This window comes from Parabacteroides goldsteinii DSM 19448 = WAL 12034, from assembly GCF_000969835.1.
Lineage (GTDB): Bacteria > Bacteroidota > Bacteroidia > Bacteroidales > Tannerellaceae > Parabacteroides > Parabacteroides goldsteinii.
In genome coordinates, this window is record NZ_KQ033913.1 from 840283 (window position 1) to 859529 (window position 19247).

The following is a 19247-nucleotide window of genomic DNA, read 5'->3' on the forward strand; positions in this document are numbered from 1 at the left end:
TATACAAGATTATGAAAGCAAAGATATTTTTTTTGTCTCTGGTCGCTTTTTTCGCCTTGTCCGTTCAGGCGGCGGTTGTCGATACGATTCATGTACGCAGTGACGCGATGAATAAAGAGATTCAGACCGTTATCGTCCTGCCGGGAAGTGGAAGGACAACGGCTCCGGTCATTTATTTACTGCACGGGCATGGAGGAAATGCCAAAACCTGGATCGGTCTGAAACCAAATTTACCCGAAATCGCTGACCAATATGGAATCATATTTGTGTGTCCGGATGGCAAGAACAGCTGGTATTGGGACAGTCCGGTCAATCCTTCTTACCGCTATGAAACTTTTGTCGCTAAGGAGCTGGTCAATTATATCGACGCCAACTACCCGACAATAAAAGACCGCACGGCACGCGCCATCACCGGTCTGAGCATGGGAGGCCATGGTGCCATGTGGCTCTCGTTCCGTCATAAGGATATTTTCGGTGCAGCCGGAAGCACAAGCGGCGGTGTCGATATCCGTCCTTTCCCCAATAACTGGAATATGAGTGAATGGCTGGGCAAAGAAAGTGAAAATCAAGAAGTATGGGAGAAACATACGGTCATCAACCTGGTTGAACATCTAAAGAACGGTGATTTAGCTTTGATCTTTGATTGCGGTTACAGTGATTTCTTCTTTGAAGTAAATAACAATTTCCATGAAAAGCTGCTGAAATACAAGATCGACCACGACTTCATTGTCCGCCCGGGTGCGCATAATGGCGACTATTGGCGCAATTCCATTGACTATCAGATAGTATTCTTCAATAAATTTTTCAACAGAAATAAATGATCGACGCGTTGAATCATGATTGATCAGATATGAATATTTATTTATAGTATCCGGTTGTAACCAATTCCCCTCTTGAGAGGGGATAAGGGGTGTGTTAACGCCAGTTATAAGGCAGAACTATAACACACCCCCTGCCCCCTCTCAAGAGGGGAAAGGTTACCCCTGTTACTATAAACAAATCCTTCTTATCTAATTTTCAATTTTCAATTAACTAAGTCCTTCGATCAGCCCGTTCACTATGTCGATCCGTTTTGCCTGCGGGTCTTTCGGGAGTCCCGGCATACGCATGATCTCACCCATGATGACAACGATCATTTCGGCGCCGTTGTTGATGATGATATCGCGCACTTTCAGTTCGAAGTCTTTGGCAACGCCGTAAGCCTTCGGGTCGGAAGAGAATGAGTATTGAGTCTTGGCGATACAGATCGGGTAGTGGGAGATACCCAGGCTTTCGATCTGTTTGATCTTTTTGTCCGCCAATGTCGTATAAGTGACCGAGGCCGCACCGTAGATTTCTTCGGATACCTTTTTGATCTTGTCGCGTACATTGTCTGTATCTTCGTAGATCAGCTTCAACTCGCCTGACGGCTTGTTTTCGATCGTATCTACTACCAGCTTGGCCAGTTCCACGCCACCTTCACCGCCTTCGGCGAATACGCTGTTCATGGCGAAGCCTACACCCAGCTCTTTGCAATGTTCGGCAACCAGAGCGATTTCTTCGTCCGTATCGGTAGCATACCGGTTGAAGGTAACGATCACTTCCTGACCGAAACGTTTCATATTGGCCACATGCTTGTCGAGGTTGGCAAAGCCGTTGCGCAGACCTTCGATGTTCTGTTCCTTGATCTGTGATTCAGGAACGCCGCCGTGCAGCTTCAAGCTCTGTGCGGTAGCAACGATAACCGTCAGTTTCGGTTTCAGGCCGGCTTTGCGGCATTTGATGTCGAAGAACTTTTCAGCACCCAGGTCGGCACCGAAACCAGCTTCCGTGATCACATAATCGCCGTAGGTAAGCGCCATCTTTGTCGCGATGATCGAGTTACAGCCGTGGGCGATGTTGGCGAACGGGCCGCCGTGCACGAAAGCAGGCGTATTTTCTGTTGTCTGCACCAGGTTAGGCAGAAGGGCGTCTTTCAGCAGTACGGTGATCGCTCCGGCAACACCCAGGTCGTTGACTGTAAACGGCTGATCGTCGTTTGTATATCCCAGCAGGATATTACCGATGCGGCGTTTCAAGTCTTCCAGATCGGTAGCCAGACAAAGGATAGCCATCATTTCGGAAGCCGGCGTGATGTCGAATCCTGTCTCTGTTGGAACACCGTTTGCCGAGCCTCCCAGGCCGGATACGATATTGCGCAGGCTACGGTCGTTTACGTCGAGCACGCGTTTCCATTTGATCTCTTTCAGCCCTTCGCAGGTGTTGCGTGTCTGATAGATATAATTATCCAGCAACGCCGTGATCATGTTGTGGGCAGATGTAACCGCGTGGAAATCGCCGGTGAAATGCAAGTTGATGTTTTCCATCGGCAGTACCTGTGCGTATCCGCCTCCGGCTGCTCCGCCCTTCATACCGAAACACGGACCCAGCGAGGGTTCACGCAGGGCGGCGACTGCTTTTTTGCCTATCTTGTTCAGGCCCAGGGCCAGACCGATAGATACGGTTGTCTTACCGATACCTGCTTTGGTAGGCGTGATGGCCGTTACCAGGATCAGGTTATGTTCTTTGATTTTCTCTTCATCGATCAGGTGAAGGGGCACTTTGGCGATATACCGACCATAGTTTTGTACTTCTTCGCGCGGAATACCCAAACCCGTGGCAACTTCCTTTATTTTGCGAAGGGAGACTTCTCTTGCAATTTCTATATCCGATTTCATGTGCTTATGTAAGTTTAAAGAGGCAACAAAAGTATATTATTTTTAATTAAATAACAAAATGATAGAATGAAAGGTTGTAATACCTGATAACTGTGTAAAATTAGTGTTATATTGATAAAAGTTACCAAAAGGAGGCTGGCAATGATTCTTTGTTAAGTGAAGTGCGCGTTTTTCAACATATTTGTAATCTTCAGTTGACAAAAACAGTGCATTTCGACAGTTCTTGTATTAAAGAACTTTAAAATATAGATAAAGGGTTGTGGTGTATGATAATTTGTCTAATTTTGTGACATCACAATAACAAAATGAAACTAACAGCAAGTTTATAGTGATAAAAAGAAAGTAAATAACAATTTTAAAAACTTCGGTTTATGTAATTAAGGAGATTTGATTATGGCAACAATGAGATTTAGTTTGACAGGCGTCGTTTCAAGAGAAACAGAGACAGGATCATGGGTTAAAACAATTGCAGATTGTTTGGGTATTCGAATGTTTTCGAAGATGGGTTCTTCGGAGAGTATGAATAATGTCGATTGGGATACCACCAAGCAGAAGGAAATCCAGGATCTTCATCATTATGCCATCAGCAACTTGATCCCCAGGGCCGGAGTCTATCAGATGAAGTTACTTGAATCGTTGGCACAATCTGCTTCTATCTATTCACCGGAAGAGACTGAAACTCTTTATAATGAAACGAATAAAAAGATTGAAGAGATCAGCAGTCACATTTCAGGAGTATTAGTGAGTGCACGTGAGTTGTGCAAGTCGGGGCATCAGAACTGGGAATCTGTCCAGTCGCTCCGCTACCATATGAACCGTCTGAACGGTATCATAGAATCCGTATAGTTTTTGCGATACAATAATTGGGATAGTAATTTTTTTTATTGTATGATCATCAGTGAGAAATAGGGGAAAGATTTCTCTGCGATGATTTGCCGGTCGGAGGTGTAGTATTCTTTATCCGTCCCTACATTTTCAAAATAATGGAATTGTGTCTGCGGATGCTTGCGAATACATGCATGTACGGCTTCCACACATTGCGACAGTTTCATAATGACGATCACGTATCCGGCATTTATCTTTTCTGACAATTCTTCTGCGGAAGGAGTGCCGGGGATAACAATGATCTGTTCTTCCTGTTTGACAATGTGCAAGCCGGCCAGTGCTCCGGCAGCGATGAAGGCGGGGATTCCGGCAATACGCTGAACGTCGATTCCCGTCTCTATAAACTTGTCATATATATACTGGATGGAAGAATAGAAGCCGGCATCGCCTTCGGCTACGATAACGATCTGTCTGCCTTCCGCATAGTTTGCAGCGGCTTCGTTGTAAAGGGCGTCGTAGGCTTTCCAGGCTTCCGTGCGGTCTTTGCTCATGGGGAGCATGAAGCAGCGGATGGCAGTTTCGTTTATTTCCAGTGCACGTATGATATCGGCGGCACGTGAGAGGATTTCACCTTGCCTGTTACGGGTGGCGGGGCAGTAGATAATATCTGCTTTCTGAAGTTGTCGGAGACCTTTCACTGTGATAAGTTCCGGTTCGCCGGGACCTAATGATACGAAACTGATCGGGTAAGTCATTTTATTCTTGTTTTTATTTGGGGTGCAAATGTGCTGAAAATAGTGCAAAGTTGCAAACTTCTTATTACTTTTGCGATCGAAATAGGTTCTGTAAAACTCCTGTTCATGGAGACAGATTAAAAGGGAACCGGGTGGAAATCCCGGACAGTCCACGCTGCTGTAAAACTTCAGTAACATCCCGATAACACCTTTTGCCACTGGCGGAGAGACAGCCTCGCCGGGAAGGCTTTCGGGATGGAAGTAAGTCAGAAGACCTGCCATTTTTCACATAGCGATTGTCCTCGTGGGTTCGGACGGTTTGTGTCGGATAAAAATAATATGAATATGAACAAGTATTTAGCAGGTTGTTGCCTGGTTGCACTATTGGCTACGTCGTGTGCATCGAAAGGAAATCAACAGGAGAAAAAGAATGTTTCTTCACAACAAACGACTATAACGGATAGCCGGGTTCAGGTGACACCAAAGCATGCCGAAGGTTTTCAACTGACCTATAAAGATGATTATACGCTGGTGGATATACATGATCCGCAGAATGAAGAAAGTACGCATTTCCTGTATGCTTTGGTTCCCCGGGGGACGAAGCCGGAAGGGATTCATGCGGATTATACGGTTATCGAAACACCTGTACGTAGTGCTATCTGTATGACTTCCCTGCAATTATCCAATTTCATTAAGTTGGGAGCGGAGGATAAGGTTGTCGGCATTACGAGTACGCGCCATCTGTTTAATAAGACTATCAATAATCAGCTGAAGGAAGGAAAGACGGCAAAGATCGGGATCGAAGGCAACTTCGATAATGAGGTGATCATGAGTATCAATCCCGACCTGATCCTGATCTCACCTTTTAAGCGTGGCGGCTATGAAACAATGAAAGATATCGGTATCCCTCTGATTCCTCATCTGGGATATAAAGAAATGACACCGCTGGGGCAGGCTGAATGGATCAAGTTCGTCGGTTTGTTACTCGGGATAGAGCAGGAAGCCAATGAAAAATTCTTGGCTATAGAGAACCGCTACAACGAGCTGAAAGAGCTGACAGCCGAAGGTAAAGTGCAGAAACGTCCTGTCGTGTTCAGTGGCGAAATACATGGTGGTAACTGGTATGCAGTAGGAGGAAAGAGCTTCCTTGCACAACTTTTCAAAGATGCCGGCGCTGATTACTTTTTGAAAGACGACGATCGCTCCGGCGGTGTGACGCTCGACTTCGAGACCGTCTATAACCAGGCCGACGAAGCCGACTACTGGCGTATCGTAAACAGCTATCCGGGAATATATACTTATAAATCACTGAAAGATCAGGATCCCCGTTATGCAGACTTCCGTGCCTTCAAGGAAAAAGGAGTGATCTATTGCAACATGAGGGAAAAACCTTTTTACGAAAGCATGCCGACCGAGCCGGAAGTGGTGCTGGGCGATTTATTGCATATCTTCCATCCGAATCTACTGCCGGATCATACGCCTGTCTATTATGATTTACTTAAATAAATGGGTACGATGAAGTATTCTAACACTTTCCTGATGTTTGTGATCTTTGTCTCGATCGTCGTGTTGTTGTTTCTGAATCTGGTGTTGGGCTCTGTTTCTATACCCTTCCATTCGGTTTGGAATATCATCTGCGGCAATGGCGACGAACCGGTCACCTGGCAGAATATTATCTGGAAATCACGCTTTCCGCAAGCCTTAACGGCATTAGTCGCCGGAGCCGGATTAGCGATCAGCGGGCTTCAGATGCAAACCGTATTCCGCAATCCGTTGGCCGGCCCCTCTGTATTGGGTATCAGTTCTGGTGCAAGTATGGGAGTTGCCTTCGTTGTTTTACTGAGCGGAAGTCTGGGAGGCGTGGCGTTGAGTAAGCTGGGCTTTATGGGGGAGATTGCCTTATCCATTGCGGCCATAGTCGGTTCCTTGTCTGTCATGGCACTGATCGTTTATGTTTCGCAGAAGGTAAAAGGGAATGTGACGCTATTGATTATCGGTGTGATGATCGGCTATGTGGCGAATGCGGTAATCGGAGTCCTGAAGTTTTTTAGTGTGGAAGAAGATATCCGTGCTTATGTGATCTGGGGGCTGGGAAGTTTCTCGCGTGTCTCCGGTAATCAGATGATGCTTTTCGTAGCGATTATGGCTATCCTGATCCCTCTTTCGTTCCTATTGATAAAGACATTGAATCTGATGCTTCTCGGCGATGGGTATGCTCGTAATCTGGGACTGAATATCAAACGGGCACGCCTGCTCGTTATCACCTCTGCCGGTGTATTGACAGCCATCGTGACCGCTTACTGTGGTCCGATCGTCTTCCTGGGACTGGCTGTTCCTCATCTTTGCCGTGCCATTTTCCAGACATCCGACCATCGCATACTGATGCCCGGTGTACTGTTTGTCGGTGCAGCCCTGGCATTGGCCTGTAACCTGATTGCACGTATGCCGGGATTCGAGGGAGCTTTGCCGGTCAACTCGGTAACCGCATTGGTCGGTGCTCCGGTCGTCGCTTCCGTATTATTCCGCCGGCGTAAAAACGAACTAAACGAATGAGCATGAAAGAGGCAACTATTCAGATAAACGATCTCTCTATCGGTTATCATTCTAAAAGTGATACTAAGCTGGTAGCAAGCCATATAACGACAACGATCTATAGTGGCGAATTAACCTGCCTGCTGGGTGCCAACGGTGTCGGAAAGTCTACTTTATTACGTACATTATCCGCTTTCCAGCCTCGCCTGTCGGGTGAAATAGCACTACTGTCCCGCGATATACAGGACTATAGTGATAAGGAGCTTAGCACTATAGTGGGAGTGGTGCTGACAGATAAGTGTGACATCCGCAATATGTCTGTCCGCGAACTGATCGGCATGGGACGCAGTCCGTACACCGGTTTTTGGGGCCGCCTGGGTAAAGAAGACAAGCAGATCGTAGAAGAGGCGATCGCCATGGTCCGGATCGAGAACCTCGCCTCGCGCATGGTACACACCCTTTCCGACGGTGAGCGGCAAAAGGTCATGATCGCCAAAGCGCTGGCACAGGAAACGCCTGTAATCTTCCTGGATGAGCCGACCGCCTTTCTCGATTTCCCCAGCAAGGTGGAGATCATGCAGCTTTTGCATCATCTTACCCGTACGACCAATAAAACGATCTTCCTCTCTACTCACGACCTTGAACTGGCTCTTCAGATCGCCGATAAGATATGGTTGATGGACAAGGTGAAAGGGATCAGTACCGGTACGCCCGAGGACCTCGCTTTAAGCGGTTACCTGAGCGGTTTCTTTGCCCGCAAAGGGATTGTCTTCGATATGGAAACCGGCCTGTTCCGCATCGACAACCGTTATGACAGGGAAATCCATCTTATCGGCAGTGGCCAGAAATATGCGATGGTGCGTAAGGCGCTTCTGCGGAACGGGATTCATGCCGGCTGCGAAATAGAATCGGAAAGCCGGATTGATGCGGGAGAGACGGTGGAATCTCCGATCACCCTTTATCTTTCGGGTAATCCGCCGCGGCAGGTCGCTTCTGTTGAAGAACTGCTGATGTGTCTTGAGAGCTGACAGAGAATGTTAACGGGATAAACTTTTTTCATTTCGTTTGTTATATAAAGGTAATTCAAAATATTAAACGTCATGAAAAAGTATTTCTTGTTTGCCTCCCTTTTATTCGCATGGACACTCACCTCCTGCGACAGTGATGATTCTTCCGATATTGAACCGGATGTCCCTTTCTATCAGAATCTCGGTGTTTCCTACGATGTGACTAATAATAAGACAAATGTCGGGGCGAATTTCAATAAGCAGGATAGTGCGGGGATTAACATCAAACTGAATGGCCCGGCTTCCATCCTGTTCAACGGCAAGGACCCCAACTTTGCCAATGTGGGTATTTATTTCTATACGTATTCTTTTAAAGGACTGGAAGATATGACTTTCACCTTTACCCGTGCAAAAGATGAGGTCTATACCAACGTCGCTTCCATAAAAGACGTAAAACCGATCGCTATTCCCGAATCGTTTACATCGGCCAAAGTGAAAGGTACGACTACGTTGACCTGGGAAGGTGATCCGGTTGGTCCGAACGAAGTGGTGGAAGTTACTATCAGTTATGATGGCGGAGTGAACAGCATTTTTAACCGCGACGAGGGCAGCCGTTCCATCAATATCACGTTCAGTAATTCATCACTGCCCGGTAAGGCAACCCTGTCGCTGAGCCGTGCAAAAGTGAGTCCTTTGCAGGAAAGCAACGGGAGTGCCGGCGGGCAGTTGGATGTTTCCTATGTACAGAGTAAGGAGATCAGGCTCGAGTAAGCCGTGTTATTTCCTGTTCTGATCCGGTAAATCTTATTTATTCCCGAATCTGACCTTCTTCCGTAATCAATACGATCTGTAATTTATCCGCGGGAAGGAGCGGGATACAATGTGCATAGCATTTTTTTAAAAGGAGAGAAAAGAAGGATGATTGTTCTCCGGAAGGGAATAACTGCCAGAGTTCGCGGGCGAGGGTAATCGTCTCGATCTGCCGGACTGCTGCTTCGGGGCAGCCGGCTTCGCGGGCGGTTTCCTTCAGGAAGTCTTTGTTCATGACTACTTTCTTGCTGTGGGTATCCAGAAATCCCTCCGCCAGTTTGACTGCTTTTCCGATCATGATCCCCATGACAACTTGCTCGAAGGAGAGTGCCGAGGCTATTTTCAATGTCTCGCCGATAAAGTTTCCGTAGTGTACGAAAGCCTGTGGCGGTAATTCCGGGTAACGGGCTTTCAGATACCGTTCACTTTTGGCTCCTGAATTGATGACCAGTGTCCGGCAGCCGATGGCTTTGGCTACTTCGGCTTCTTTGCGGATAGAGGCGATGAAGGCGTCGGCGGAGAAAGGGCGTACGATGCCGGATGTCCCGATGATGGAGATGCCGCCAACGATGCCCAGCTTCGGGTTGAATGTCCTGGTGGCGAGTTCTTCTCCGCCGGGAACGGAGATCGTGACTGTTAGTCCGGGACTCGGCGGCAGGTTTTTAGCTGCTGGGTTGTTCTGACGGAACGCTTGTAAAACAGCAGCCAATTCATCCGTGATCATTTTGCGGGGTGTCGTGTTGATGGCGGGACCTCCGACTTCCAGCCCTAATCCGGGCAGAGTGACTGTGCCTACTCCCGGACCAGCGACGAAACGGACAAGTGCATCGTTGGAGGCTGTCGAAAAAGCCACGTTGGCAACGATCATAGAACCGTTGGTGACATCCGGGTCATCGCCGGCATCTTTGATGACCGAACAGGTTGCACTGTCACTGTCCCATTCGGTTGCGGTAACCGGCAAGGTGATTATTTCGCCCGAAGGCAGGGTGATGGATGCGGCTGTTTGTTCCTCTTTACTTAACAGGGCGGTCAGGGCCGCTTTGGCCGCTGCCGTGGCACAGGCTCCGGTCGTATAGCCGTGATGCAGGGGGAAGAACTCCGGCAGCAGGCGTTCGATCTGTTTGCGCAATCCGTCCTCTCCGTAAACAATGTAGAATGTTTCGGGCAATGCCGGCCGTTTGACAACGAATACAGGGATGGAGCGTTTGCGGGCAGCCGCCACTTTCTCGTTGAAATAGCCAGACCGGCCACTTTCCTTGGTGATAACGGCATCCGGTTGCAACCGGTCCATCAGTGCTCCGGCATCGTCTTCATCCTGATAGAAGCACAGATAGTCCGCAGGAAATCCCTGACGGGTGGCGGTTGTGAGCGACTCTTCGCGTTCAAGAATGCGGAACCATGCCGGATGCTTTTTCCACCAAGGGCGTAGCGGGGCGATGGTGTTTACCCCAGTGAGGGCAAGCAGGTGCCGGATACCGTGTTCTTCCAGTTTACGAATGGCGTCATCGTAATTATCGCACCAGACCAGATCGGGGTCGCGGGGCGGATAACGCCGTTCGTAACGGATCACCGGCAACCCGAGGGAGGAGGATACTTCTGCAACCGTGCGGTGCAGGGCCGAGGCGAAGGGATGGGCGGCATCGACCAGCAACCGGATGTTTTTCTCCCGGCAGCATGTTTCCATCGCTGCCGTATCCATGCCGCCGGTCAGGCGGATGCCATGCGCACACTCTATTTCCTGGAGCGCGCCTTTGGTCGAATAATAATAAGGCGCACTTCCTTCGTCTGCGATGCGGACGCTGGCCCGTCCCTCCGTTGTTCCTCCCAATATCAGTATCATAGCCTTTTCTGAAACAGGTTATTTACGGAACAGGTGTTTGAATTCGTCGGCATAAAGACGTGAGAGGCCTTCGCGGTTGTCAATCGCGTCGCCTACCACCAGCAGGGTGGTCAACGTCAGATGGTTCTCTTTGACGATCTTCGCCAGGTCTTTCAACTCTCCGCGGTAGATGCGTTCGTCCTTCCAGGTTAGTTTATAGCAGGCGGCTACTGGTGTGGTAGGGGCGTAATGTTCAAGAAGTTCTTCCTGCACCTTGTCCGCTATGCCTGCACTGAGGTAGATGCACATCGTGCTTTGGCTGGCGGCCAATTTGTGCAGCTGTTCTTTTTCGGGCATCGGCGTACGGCCTTCACCACGGGTGAGAATGATGGTCTGTACCTTTTCCGGGATGGTGAACTGTGAGCGCAAAGCGGCAGCGGCAGCCTGAAAAGAGGATATCCCCGGGGTGATATGATAACTCATATGGAACTGGTCAAAGAAAGCCATCTGCTCCTGTATCGCCCCGTAGATGCAAGGGTCGCCGGTATGCAGGCGCACAACGAACTTGCCCCTGTCGTAGAACTCTTTCATCAGGATGAACTGCTCTTCCAGGTTCATATCTGCCGAACTGCGTACGGTGGCTCCCGGTTTCGCACAATAGGTCAGTTCTTTTGGGACGAGGCTGCCGGCGTACAGGATCAGGTCTGCCTTTTCGAGCATCCTCCTGCCACGTATCGAGATCAGCTCCGGATCGCCCGGACCGGCACCGACTATTTCGATATGGCCTTGCCGCTGTACGGATTTATCCATTGCCACGGCAAATGTATAATCGTTGCTTTCTCCCAGCTGCCCCTTTTGTTTCTCCAGCAACAGGAATCCGCCTCCGGCACTTTGTATCGCCGCGGCTTCCGCCACGCTCGATGACTGGGTGACTTCCTTTACCTTGGCGGAAGGGTTGGGGACAGCGAGTTTGTTCAGAACGTCTGCCGGGTAGGTCTTGAATGGACAGTCCATAATGCCGTAGGCCAGCAGGGCCAGGAGCGCTTCGTCCTTTTTCAGGTCGATGGAGGATATGTCGGCAATGGACTCGGGACAGAGGTTGTTGTCGATCAGGGTGGCGATGATATGCTGGTGCATCTCGACAGGATCGCCTTTAAGGTCTTTTCGGCAGCCGATACCCAGGTGCAGCACTTTCGGGAAGTAGGAGACCATCTTGATATCCGCTTCGTAGATAAACGGCCCAACGGTGATCACCAACTCGAACTGGTCGAGGGGAATGTCTGAGAATTTATTGAATATACGGACATGGTCCGGACAGGTGTGTTCGAGGTATTCCGTACCCTTCTCGCGTACATTTAATATAAGGGCTGTCGGTTTTTTATTGACGAAGGCGGCAATGCAAGCATTCATTGCATTTTCATTGTCCGTCAGATCGTCGGCTACGACAGACCAACCGAATTTTTCACCCAGCGTATCGAGCGCCCACAATCCGGTATTATCGCTTTGGGTGGTGACAATGGCATTACCTCCGAGTACCTGTGACAGTTCGATGCTCAACTCGTTTGCCCCTCCGATATGGCCGGAGAGGACCGGGATGATATATTTACCGGTACTGTCGATGCAGACGACCGCCGGGTCGGTATGCTTGTCCATTATATAAGGAGCGATGCAGCGTACGCAGATACCCATTGCCCCGATAAAGATGATCGCGTCCGACTGGAGGAACAGGTCTCCGACAATGGTGTCGATCGATTCCATTACTATCGTCTCTTCCTGCGATTCCTTGCTGTAGATCACAGCGTCAGGATATTGTTTCTTTATTTGCCGTGCCAGCGGTAGACTGCTGACCGATACCACGACGATTGCTACTGATCGTTTATTCATCGTTCTTCTATTTTGCTTCTTTAAATGCCTTTAGTATGGTGATCGGGTTATAATCGCCGACACTTACATGCAAAGGTTTGTCTAATTTTAATCCGGCTTCGTGAACCGATTCTATAAATAACTTTTCACTCTCTTCGGATACGGAGTTGAATACCAGCAGGCTGTCGGGAGCGAGATAACGGGCTACTTTGCCTACGATCTCTTTCAGCTTGCCTCCGTGCCCGCCGATAAATACGGCATCGGGTGCGGGCAGGTCAGAAACGTCTTCCTCCATGAAGTCACATATATGTACGTCGATACCCGGTGCTCCCAGTTTCGAACTGTTTTCTTCCATCAGTTTCCAGCATTCCTTGCGGATCTCGAATGCGTGGATGTGGAGATGGGGATATTGCCTTTTCGCTTCGATGGAAACCGATCCCGTACAGAAACCGATATCCCAGAAATGGTTGCACATCGGAAGCATCAGCATGCTCATATCCAGTATCCGGACAGGCGCTTTCGTGATCATGCGTTCCCTGCCATCGAGCAGTTCGAACAGTTTGTCGGGAATGCCCAGCGGACGGTAGGTGATATCGTTATACATCCGTTGCAGTATTACGCAATTCGGGCTGTCGATGGGATATTCTTCTACTTCCGACAGGGCAAGCGAGCGTGAGATACGCTGCTTTTCTGGGTTGCCCAGATGTTCTCCTATATACATTTTATATTGTGTGAAACCGTATTTCAGCAGGCGCATAGCGATGGAGGCCGGGGTACGCACATGGTCGGTCAATACTCCGATTTTCCCCCGGTTTTCTATCAGTGCGCGGTCGAGTTCATGCCACGGACGTCCGGTGAGGGATACCATGGTCATGTCTTCATACGATACTTTTAGTTCGTGTGAAAGCATCTGTAGTGAATTGAACGAGGGCAGGAGCGTTATTTCCGCTTCCGGCATCCGTTTAAGTATCGTTGAAGCAAATCCGTAGAACAAAGGGTCGCCCGAAGCGAATACAACGATCTTCTGATGGTATTCGTATTCGTCGAAAACGTTGTCGAGCGGTACTTTAATATCGATCCATACAGCATCCGGCGGGAGGAAAGGCATGACGATCTCATGATGGCGCTTGCCTCCTGAAAAGTATGTGTTGTTGTTGATTATGTCTACTATTGTCTTGTTGTTGCTGATGTAGTTGGGGTCATCGGGAATGCCGATGACGGTGAATTGTGTTCTCATACGTCTCTTCCTGGTTTTAAATTAATAGCGTCGTTGTAACAAAGTATAGCGTTAGTCAGTGTAGCCGCAAGGTTACTTCCGCCTTTCCGTCCTTCAACGATGAGTTTGGGGATGGAGGTGAACGGTTTGACCATATGTTTCGATTCCTGTACGTGCACAAAACCGACGGGGGCGGCGATGATTCCGGCAGGGGTCGCTTTTCCTTTGCGGATCAGGTCGCATAGTTCCATCAGTGCCGTCGGGGCATTACCGAATACGAATAGAGCGTCCGGATGTTCGCTAACCGCGATCCGTATGCCGGCCTGTGTGCGGGTGATCCCTTTTTCGGCAGCGAGGGCAACGGTTTTCTCGTCTTGCAGGTAACATTTCACTTCGAGTCCCATGCGTTGTAAAGCACCTTTGCGGATGCCGGATGCTGCCATAGTGACATCGGTGATGATGGTACGGACTGCGCCGCTGCTTAGTTTTTCGTAGAGCATGGAAACGGCATTATCGTCTACCCGCAGTACGTTTTCCATATCGAAATCAGCTGTTGTATGGATGGCATGCAGCAAGGCCCATTTCTTGTCTAACGGAATATCCTGGTTTTTCAGTTCTTTCTCAATGGTGCGGAAGCTACGGATCATGATGTCCTGTCCGATTCCGGTTTCCTTGGCGGCCATCTTGATCTCGCCGTAATAACCGCGCGGGGTGATCATTTTATTTTCGAACTGATAGGTCTGTGAGTTGCCGATAAGGATGACGGTGAACATATCCACCTGTTCCGGGTCGAAGTCTGCCAGTGTAGTGATCGTCACTTCCTGTTCTTCGCGTCCTGCCTGGCGGACAAAGCCGACCGGTGTTTGCGGATCGCGTTCCTGTAGGAAAATTTCAATCAGGCGGTAGAACTGCCAGTAGCGGCCTTCGCTTTTGGGATTATAGATGGCGGTGATAAAGTCTGCCGAAGCGGCAGCTTTAATGCGTTTTTCTATCAGTTCCCACGGTGTCATCAGGTCGGAGAGGGAGATCACGCAAAAGTCATGTCCTACCGGGGCACCCAACAGGGAGGCTGCCTTCTGGAAGGCACTGATCCCGGGCAGCACTTCGATGCTGATATTACTTCCTTTTTCGCGTTTCATCTCGTAGATAAGCGGGGCCATCCCGTAGATGCCGGCATCGCCGGAGCTGATAACGGTTACTACTTTGCCTTCGGCCGCATAATTATATGCTTCTTCGGCACGTGCCTTCTCCCGTTTCATCCCTGAGTCGATACATATGGCTCCGGGACGGATTATCTTTTCAATGAACCGGAAGTAATATTTGTATCCCACGATAACGTCCGATTGCCGGATGGCAGATAACACTGCGGGAGTAATGTCTGATTCACTGCCGGGTCCGATACCGGCTACGATTATTTTACCTGTGCTCATTTATTCAACTATTATTCAATTTCAGGTCTATCATCTTCTTTCTTTTTGAAACTATAACGTGAACGCATTATTGTATTCATTGGATTTACAAGTGCATTCATATTATCAATCAAATCATCATAATTAGTATCTACATTATAGATAACCATTGAATTGGTATAATTAATTATTTCTGCATATTTTTTCAAACATTTTACTTTTGAAGGATAAGAATTGATAACGCGTGTCTCAATTGTATATCCTCTTTTCTTATAAAGTGCAATAAATGCATTTTGTTCTTCAGTTAATTTTTGTATTAGGGTCGTGATTTTTAAATTAGTACAATGTTGATTCATATCATCTAATTTTAACTCTTTCAATAGATTAGAGATATGTCCTGTGACTTCAATAAAGCTTTTTTTATTTAGATTTTTTATAGCAGATAAATAATTCCAGAGAATTTTTGATGATTCAGACGGATTACTTTTATTTTGCATCATAACAATTCGTTTAATATCTCCGACATATCTGATACGTGTTTTATTAATTATAGATAATTCATCTGTTTCAAGTAATTTTATAGGAACATCTAGTGTAGAATAAAATTCATTATAATAACTTTTTAATTCATTCAGATAATTTGATAAATTTTCATCCTGTATACTTAACATTTCAATCTCAGGACGATCTTCCCCTCCTCCCTGATTTAAATATGATTCAAAAATATCAATTGATGAATTAATAAATACATTTGCTTCTTCGATTCTTAATGAATTGGCATAAACTAATTTGTTGATAGTCTTCATGATATATTATATTATAAGGTTAATAAATTAAATTTGACAAATTGATAGAAAAATATTTATTTTAGTCCTGAAAGTCTTATCTATTATAATAAAATATCTTATCACGATACGTGATGCATTATTTCTCATAGAGAAATGCTTTATCATGATATATAATATACTATTTATTATAGAGAAATATCTTATCACGATGTGTGATATGCTATTTGTTATAGAGAAATGCTTTATCGCGATGCATGATATGTCATTTATCATAGAGTAATATTTTATCAAGATGCATTATATATCATATGATCTACAAATATATATATAATATTGATTAGTTAAATATAAATAGGAGAATATAATGCGAATAATGTGAATTAAAATATAAATCTATATTTTCTTATCCACGATACTCGCATCATTTTTGTTAAAAACATTAATTATTCATAATTGTTTCTTCTTTTCTGTAATATTAATCATTTTATGTTTAGCCGCAAACTTTGCATGTTCGATAAATATATTCTGAATATCTATGTTTTGTCCTAATCCTTGCATAAATATGGAAACTTCATAGCCTTTATCTTCCAGTTCTTTTTTCATGTCGATTACAATGTCATTATTAGCATGATCACCGGCAACGAACATGAAAGGCATCAGCATGACTTTCTTTACTTTGGCAGCTTCAAGCTTAGCAAGTATATCGTCGAAAGTGGGATAACCTTCTATCGTTGTAACATAATAATCAGTATAGCCTTTTGCTTTCAGCATATAATCGGTCATGGCATACTGTGCAGTCGAAGGAGTGTAGGTGCCGTGTCCCACCAGGACGGTAGCTCCTTCCTTGGCTCCTTTCCGGACAATAGCTGCAATGACGTTTTCATAATCTTTGGGAGTGTACAGCAGCGGGTTTCCGATACGGATATCCTTGAACTCTTTTTCCAGTGAGGCGATATCTTTGCGGAGAGATTCCATTTCTACGCCTTCAATAATGTTCGTAGACTGGATCAAGATATGGGTGAAACCATCCGCTTTTAGTTGTTTCAGTGCTTCAGTGGGGTTGAGTTTTTCGATACCCCGTGTTTTCAGGCGGCGAATAATGATGCGTGAGGTATAGGCTTCGCGTACTTCGATACCTTTGAATGCTTCTTTCGCTTTGTTGTTGATGGCGTCGATCGTCAGTTGGCGTGTTTCGTCGTAGGTGGTTCCAAAATGGACCATCAGCAGAGCGGCCTTATCGCTTGTCTGCATAGAAGCAAACAGGTCGGAGGGTTTAAAATTTCCTTCGCCATCATCGTGGGGAACGGCCCTGGCAGGGATGTCGGTCACTGCCTCCTGCAACATACCGTGTGCAAAAGACATACTCATTGAACAACCTACAAGAAAGGCTGTCAGCAGACATTTCTTTTTCATTGAAAGAGATTTGTTTTATGTTCATAATAGCCCTCCTGGCCCCGGGAGAACGGATTTATCTGTCTGGCAGGTTTCCTGACTTGCCCGGAAAACGACCTTCCCATCCTTGTCACGGACAGTGGTGTAAGCATGTTTTCCTTTTATAGCGGGCTTCACAGTAGCGGGCACTGTTCCGGATTCTCACCGGATTCCCTTTTATACGGCAACCGGAGGCTGACGTATCACCAAAGCGGGACAAAGATAGAAATTTATTTAAAATAAGGGAGCTTTTATAATCTCTTAATTGAATCTCCCGCAACAACTTTCCCATGGATTGTGTTCCATTTACCACAATAAAACCGGACATGGAATATGTCTTATTATTAACGTCAAACAATTGTATATATGGAGTGGTTTGCTGATTTGCTCAAACACTATCCGGAACTGGCTATCTTTCTGACACTGGCTTTCGGTTTCTGGATAGGTAAATTTAAGATAGGTAAATTTTCTTTGGGAACAGTTACCAGCGTATTGCTGGTCGGTGTATTAATCGGACAATTGCATATCGATATCGGGGCACCTATTAAATCCGTATTCTTTCTTCTGTTCCTTTTTGCCGTGGGATATAGTGTCGGTCCGCAGTTCTTCCGTGGGCTGAAAAAGGAGGGACTTCCGCAGATGCTTTTTGCCGTACTGATGTGTTTGTTCTCTCTGTTTGTTCCATTTTTGCTTGCCAAGCTGATGGGCTATAATGCAGGAGAAGCGGCTGGATTGTTGGCTGGTTCGCAGACAATCTCTGCGGTGCTGGGGGTAGCGGAAGATACGATCAATCAGAGCGGGCTGAGTGCGGCGGACAAAACATCCATGATCAATGTGATGCCTGTGGCTTATGCCGTCTGTTATATTTTCGGTACGGCCGGTTCTGCGTGGCTGATGAGCGATGTGGCTCCCCGTTTGCTGGGCGGACTGCCTTCGGTAAAGAAGGCTTGTAAAGAACTGGAAGCAAAGATGGGTACTGACGACGAAAGCGAGCAACCCGGTTTTATGCCGGCAGCACGTCCCATCACTTTTCGGGCTTATAAGATCAGTAATGACTGGTTCGGGGCGGGCAAGACCGTACAGGAGCTGGAAGATTATCTGGAAGGGCAGGGGCGTCGTCTGTTTGTGGAACGCATACGTATCAGTAATGTAGTGTATGATGTGAAACCGGACCTGATGCTTCAGAAAGGGAACGAGGTGGTGTTGAGCGGTCGCCGTGAATTTGTGATCGGAGAAGAAGACTGGATCGGCGACGAAGTGAACGACCTTGAATTGTTGGACTTCCCGGCAGAGACATTGCCCGTGCTGATCTCCCGTAAGAAGTTTTCGGGAATGACTGTAGCCGGTCTCCGCAGTGAAAAGGTGATGCACGGCGTCAGCATTAAAAGTATCAAACGTGCGGGTGTCAATATACCTGTGCTGGCTGCGACAAAAATTAATCCGGGCGATATGCTCGAACTGGTAGGTACCAAGATGGAGGTGAATGCCGCGGCTGCAACTTTGGGTTATGCCGACCGGCCGACCAACCAGACGGATATGATCTTTGTCGGCCTGGGGATCTTTATCGGTGGCGTGATCGGCTCGTTGGTCGTACATTTCGGAAATATACCGATCAGCCTGAGTACGAGTGGCGGGGCATTGATTGCAGGACTGGTATTCGGATGGCTTCGCTCCAAACACCCGACATTCGGACGTATTCCTGAACCTTCCTTGTGGGTATTAAATAATGTAGGGCTGAATATGTTCATTGCCGTAGTCGGTATTACGGCCGGACCGAGTTTTGTGACCGGCTTCAAAGAAGTAGGCGTGAGTCTGTTCATTATCGGAGCGCTGGCTACGACCATTCCGCTGATAGCCGGTGTCCTGATGGGCCGCTATCTCTTTAAATTCCATCCAGCCATTACACTGGGTTGTACTTCAGGAGCACGAACGACAACAGCCGCCCTCGGTGCGATAGAAGATGCGGTGGAAAGCCAAACGCCGGCGTTAGGATATACAGTTACTTATGCTGTCGGTAACACCTTGCTGATTATCTGGGGAGTGGTGATTATCTTGCTAATGTAAATATAGAAAGATTTGAGCTATCTGTTTATTGACAGGTACAACCAGTTGCTATA

At 47.2% G+C, this 19247-nt stretch carries 15 protein-coding genes and 2 riboswitches; of the genes, 7 read left to right on the forward strand and 8 right to left on the reverse strand.

The features are described from left to right. The first annotated feature begins 11 nt into the window (after nt 1-11). Nucleotides 12-821, forward strand: coding sequence for an alpha/beta hydrolase (locus HMPREF1535_RS16390; protein WP_046146862.1), 810 nt, complete (start codon nt 12-14; stop codon nt 819-821). A gap of 207 nt (nt 822-1028) precedes the next feature. On the opposite strand, the gene HMPREF1535_RS16395 is transcribed toward HMPREF1535_RS16390, so the two are convergent. Continuing rightward, on the reverse strand, nt 1029-2696 hold the full coding sequence (locus tag HMPREF1535_RS16395; protein ID WP_007653523.1) for a formate--tetrahydrofolate ligase: 1668 nt from the start codon (nt 2694-2696) through the stop codon (nt 1029-1031). A gap of 393 nt (nt 2697-3089) precedes the next feature. Here HMPREF1535_RS16395 and HMPREF1535_RS16400 point away from each other — a divergent pair, with 393 nt between their 5' ends. After that, nucleotides 3090-3542 (forward strand): hypothetical protein, encoded by a 453-nt coding sequence (locus HMPREF1535_RS16400; RefSeq protein WP_046146863.1) that lies wholly within the window; start codon nt 3090-3092, stop codon nt 3540-3542. Between the two features lie 35 nt (nt 3543-3577). Here the strand turns inward: HMPREF1535_RS16400 and cobI are convergent, their stop codons facing one another. Beyond that, the gene (cobI, locus tag HMPREF1535_RS16405) at nt 3578-4276 is read right to left on the reverse strand and encodes a precorrin-2 C(20)-methyltransferase (protein WP_010803461.1); all 699 of its coding nucleotides are present in this window, start codon (nt 4274-4276) and stop codon (nt 3578-3580) included. A 66-nt stretch (nt 4277-4342) separates the two neighbouring features. Next, a riboswitch (cobalamin riboswitch) is annotated at nt 4343-4552 on the forward strand. Between the two features lie 48 nt (nt 4553-4600). Here cobI and HMPREF1535_RS16410 point away from each other — a divergent pair. The 4 genes from HMPREF1535_RS16410 (at nt 4601) to HMPREF1535_RS16425 (ending at nt 8565) form a co-directional block, all read left to right on the forward strand. Then, nucleotides 4601-5761, forward strand: coding sequence for an ABC transporter substrate-binding protein (locus tag HMPREF1535_RS16410; RefSeq protein WP_007653529.1), 1161 nt, complete (start codon nt 4601-4603; stop codon nt 5759-5761). A gap of 9 nt (nt 5762-5770) precedes the next feature. Further along, on the forward strand, nt 5771-6808 hold the full coding sequence (locus HMPREF1535_RS16415; protein WP_007653531.1) for an iron ABC transporter permease: 1038 nt from the start codon (nt 5771-5773) through the stop codon (nt 6806-6808). 2 nt (nt 6809-6810) lie between these two features. Then, on the forward strand, nt 6811-7815 hold the full coding sequence (locus HMPREF1535_RS16420; protein ID WP_046147585.1) for an ABC transporter ATP-binding protein: 1005 nt from the start codon (nt 6811-6813) through the stop codon (nt 7813-7815). A gap of 72 nt (nt 7816-7887) precedes the next feature. Beyond that, nucleotides 7888-8565 carry a hypothetical protein gene (locus HMPREF1535_RS16425; protein ID WP_046146864.1) on the forward strand — a complete coding sequence of 226 codons (678 nt, stop codon included), beginning with the start codon at nt 7888-7890 and terminating at the stop codon, nt 8563-8565. 37 nt (nt 8566-8602) lie between these two features. Here the strand turns inward: HMPREF1535_RS16425 and cbiD are convergent, their stop codons facing one another. From cbiD to HMPREF1535_RS16455, 6 genes are all read right to left on the reverse strand, one after another. Then, the gene (gene cbiD, locus HMPREF1535_RS16430) at nt 8603-10444 is read right to left on the reverse strand and encodes a cobalt-precorrin-5B (C(1))-methyltransferase CbiD (RefSeq protein WP_046146865.1); all 1842 of its coding nucleotides are present in this window, start codon (nt 10442-10444) and stop codon (nt 8603-8605) included. A gap of 18 nt (nt 10445-10462) precedes the next feature. After that, nucleotides 10463-12307 carry a precorrin-4 C(11)-methyltransferase gene (gene cobM, locus HMPREF1535_RS16435; protein WP_046146866.1) on the reverse strand — a complete coding sequence of 615 codons (1845 nt, stop codon included), beginning with the start codon at nt 12305-12307 and terminating at the stop codon, nt 10463-10465. 7 nt (nt 12308-12314) lie between these two features. Then, nucleotides 12315-13523 (reverse strand): bifunctional cobalt-precorrin-7 (C(5))-methyltransferase/cobalt-precorrin-6B (C(15))-methyltransferase, encoded by a 1209-nt coding sequence (locus tag HMPREF1535_RS16440; protein WP_046146867.1) that lies wholly within the window; start codon nt 13521-13523, stop codon nt 12315-12317. Continuing rightward, complete coding sequence (cobJ, locus tag HMPREF1535_RS16445; protein ID WP_046146868.1) at nt 13520-14932, reverse strand: precorrin-3B C(17)-methyltransferase; 1413 nt, start codon at nt 14930-14932, stop codon at nt 13520-13522. The genes HMPREF1535_RS16440 and cobJ overlap by 4 nt, the downstream gene beginning before the upstream one ends. 11 nt (nt 14933-14943) lie before the next feature. Further along, on the reverse strand, nt 14944-15717 hold the full coding sequence (locus tag HMPREF1535_RS16450) for a DUF6261 family protein (protein WP_046146869.1): 774 nt from the start codon (nt 15715-15717) through the stop codon (nt 14944-14946). Between the two features lie 429 nt (nt 15718-16146). Continuing rightward, a complete protein-coding gene (locus HMPREF1535_RS16455; RefSeq protein ID WP_046147586.1) occupies nt 16147-17043 on the reverse strand; it encodes a sirohydrochlorin cobaltochelatase in 897 nt (298 codons plus the stop codon). A gap of 117 nt (nt 17044-17160) precedes the next feature. After that, nucleotides 17161-17356: riboswitch (cobalamin riboswitch) on the reverse strand. A gap of 140 nt (nt 17357-17496) precedes the next feature. On the opposite strand from HMPREF1535_RS16455, the gene aspT reads away from it, so the two are divergent. Next, the gene (aspT, locus tag HMPREF1535_RS16460; RefSeq protein ID WP_046146870.1) at nt 17497-19194 is read left to right on the forward strand and encodes an aspartate-alanine antiporter; all 1698 of its coding nucleotides are present in this window, start codon (nt 17497-17499) and stop codon (nt 19192-19194) included. Nucleotides 19195-19247: the final 53 nt, after the last annotated feature.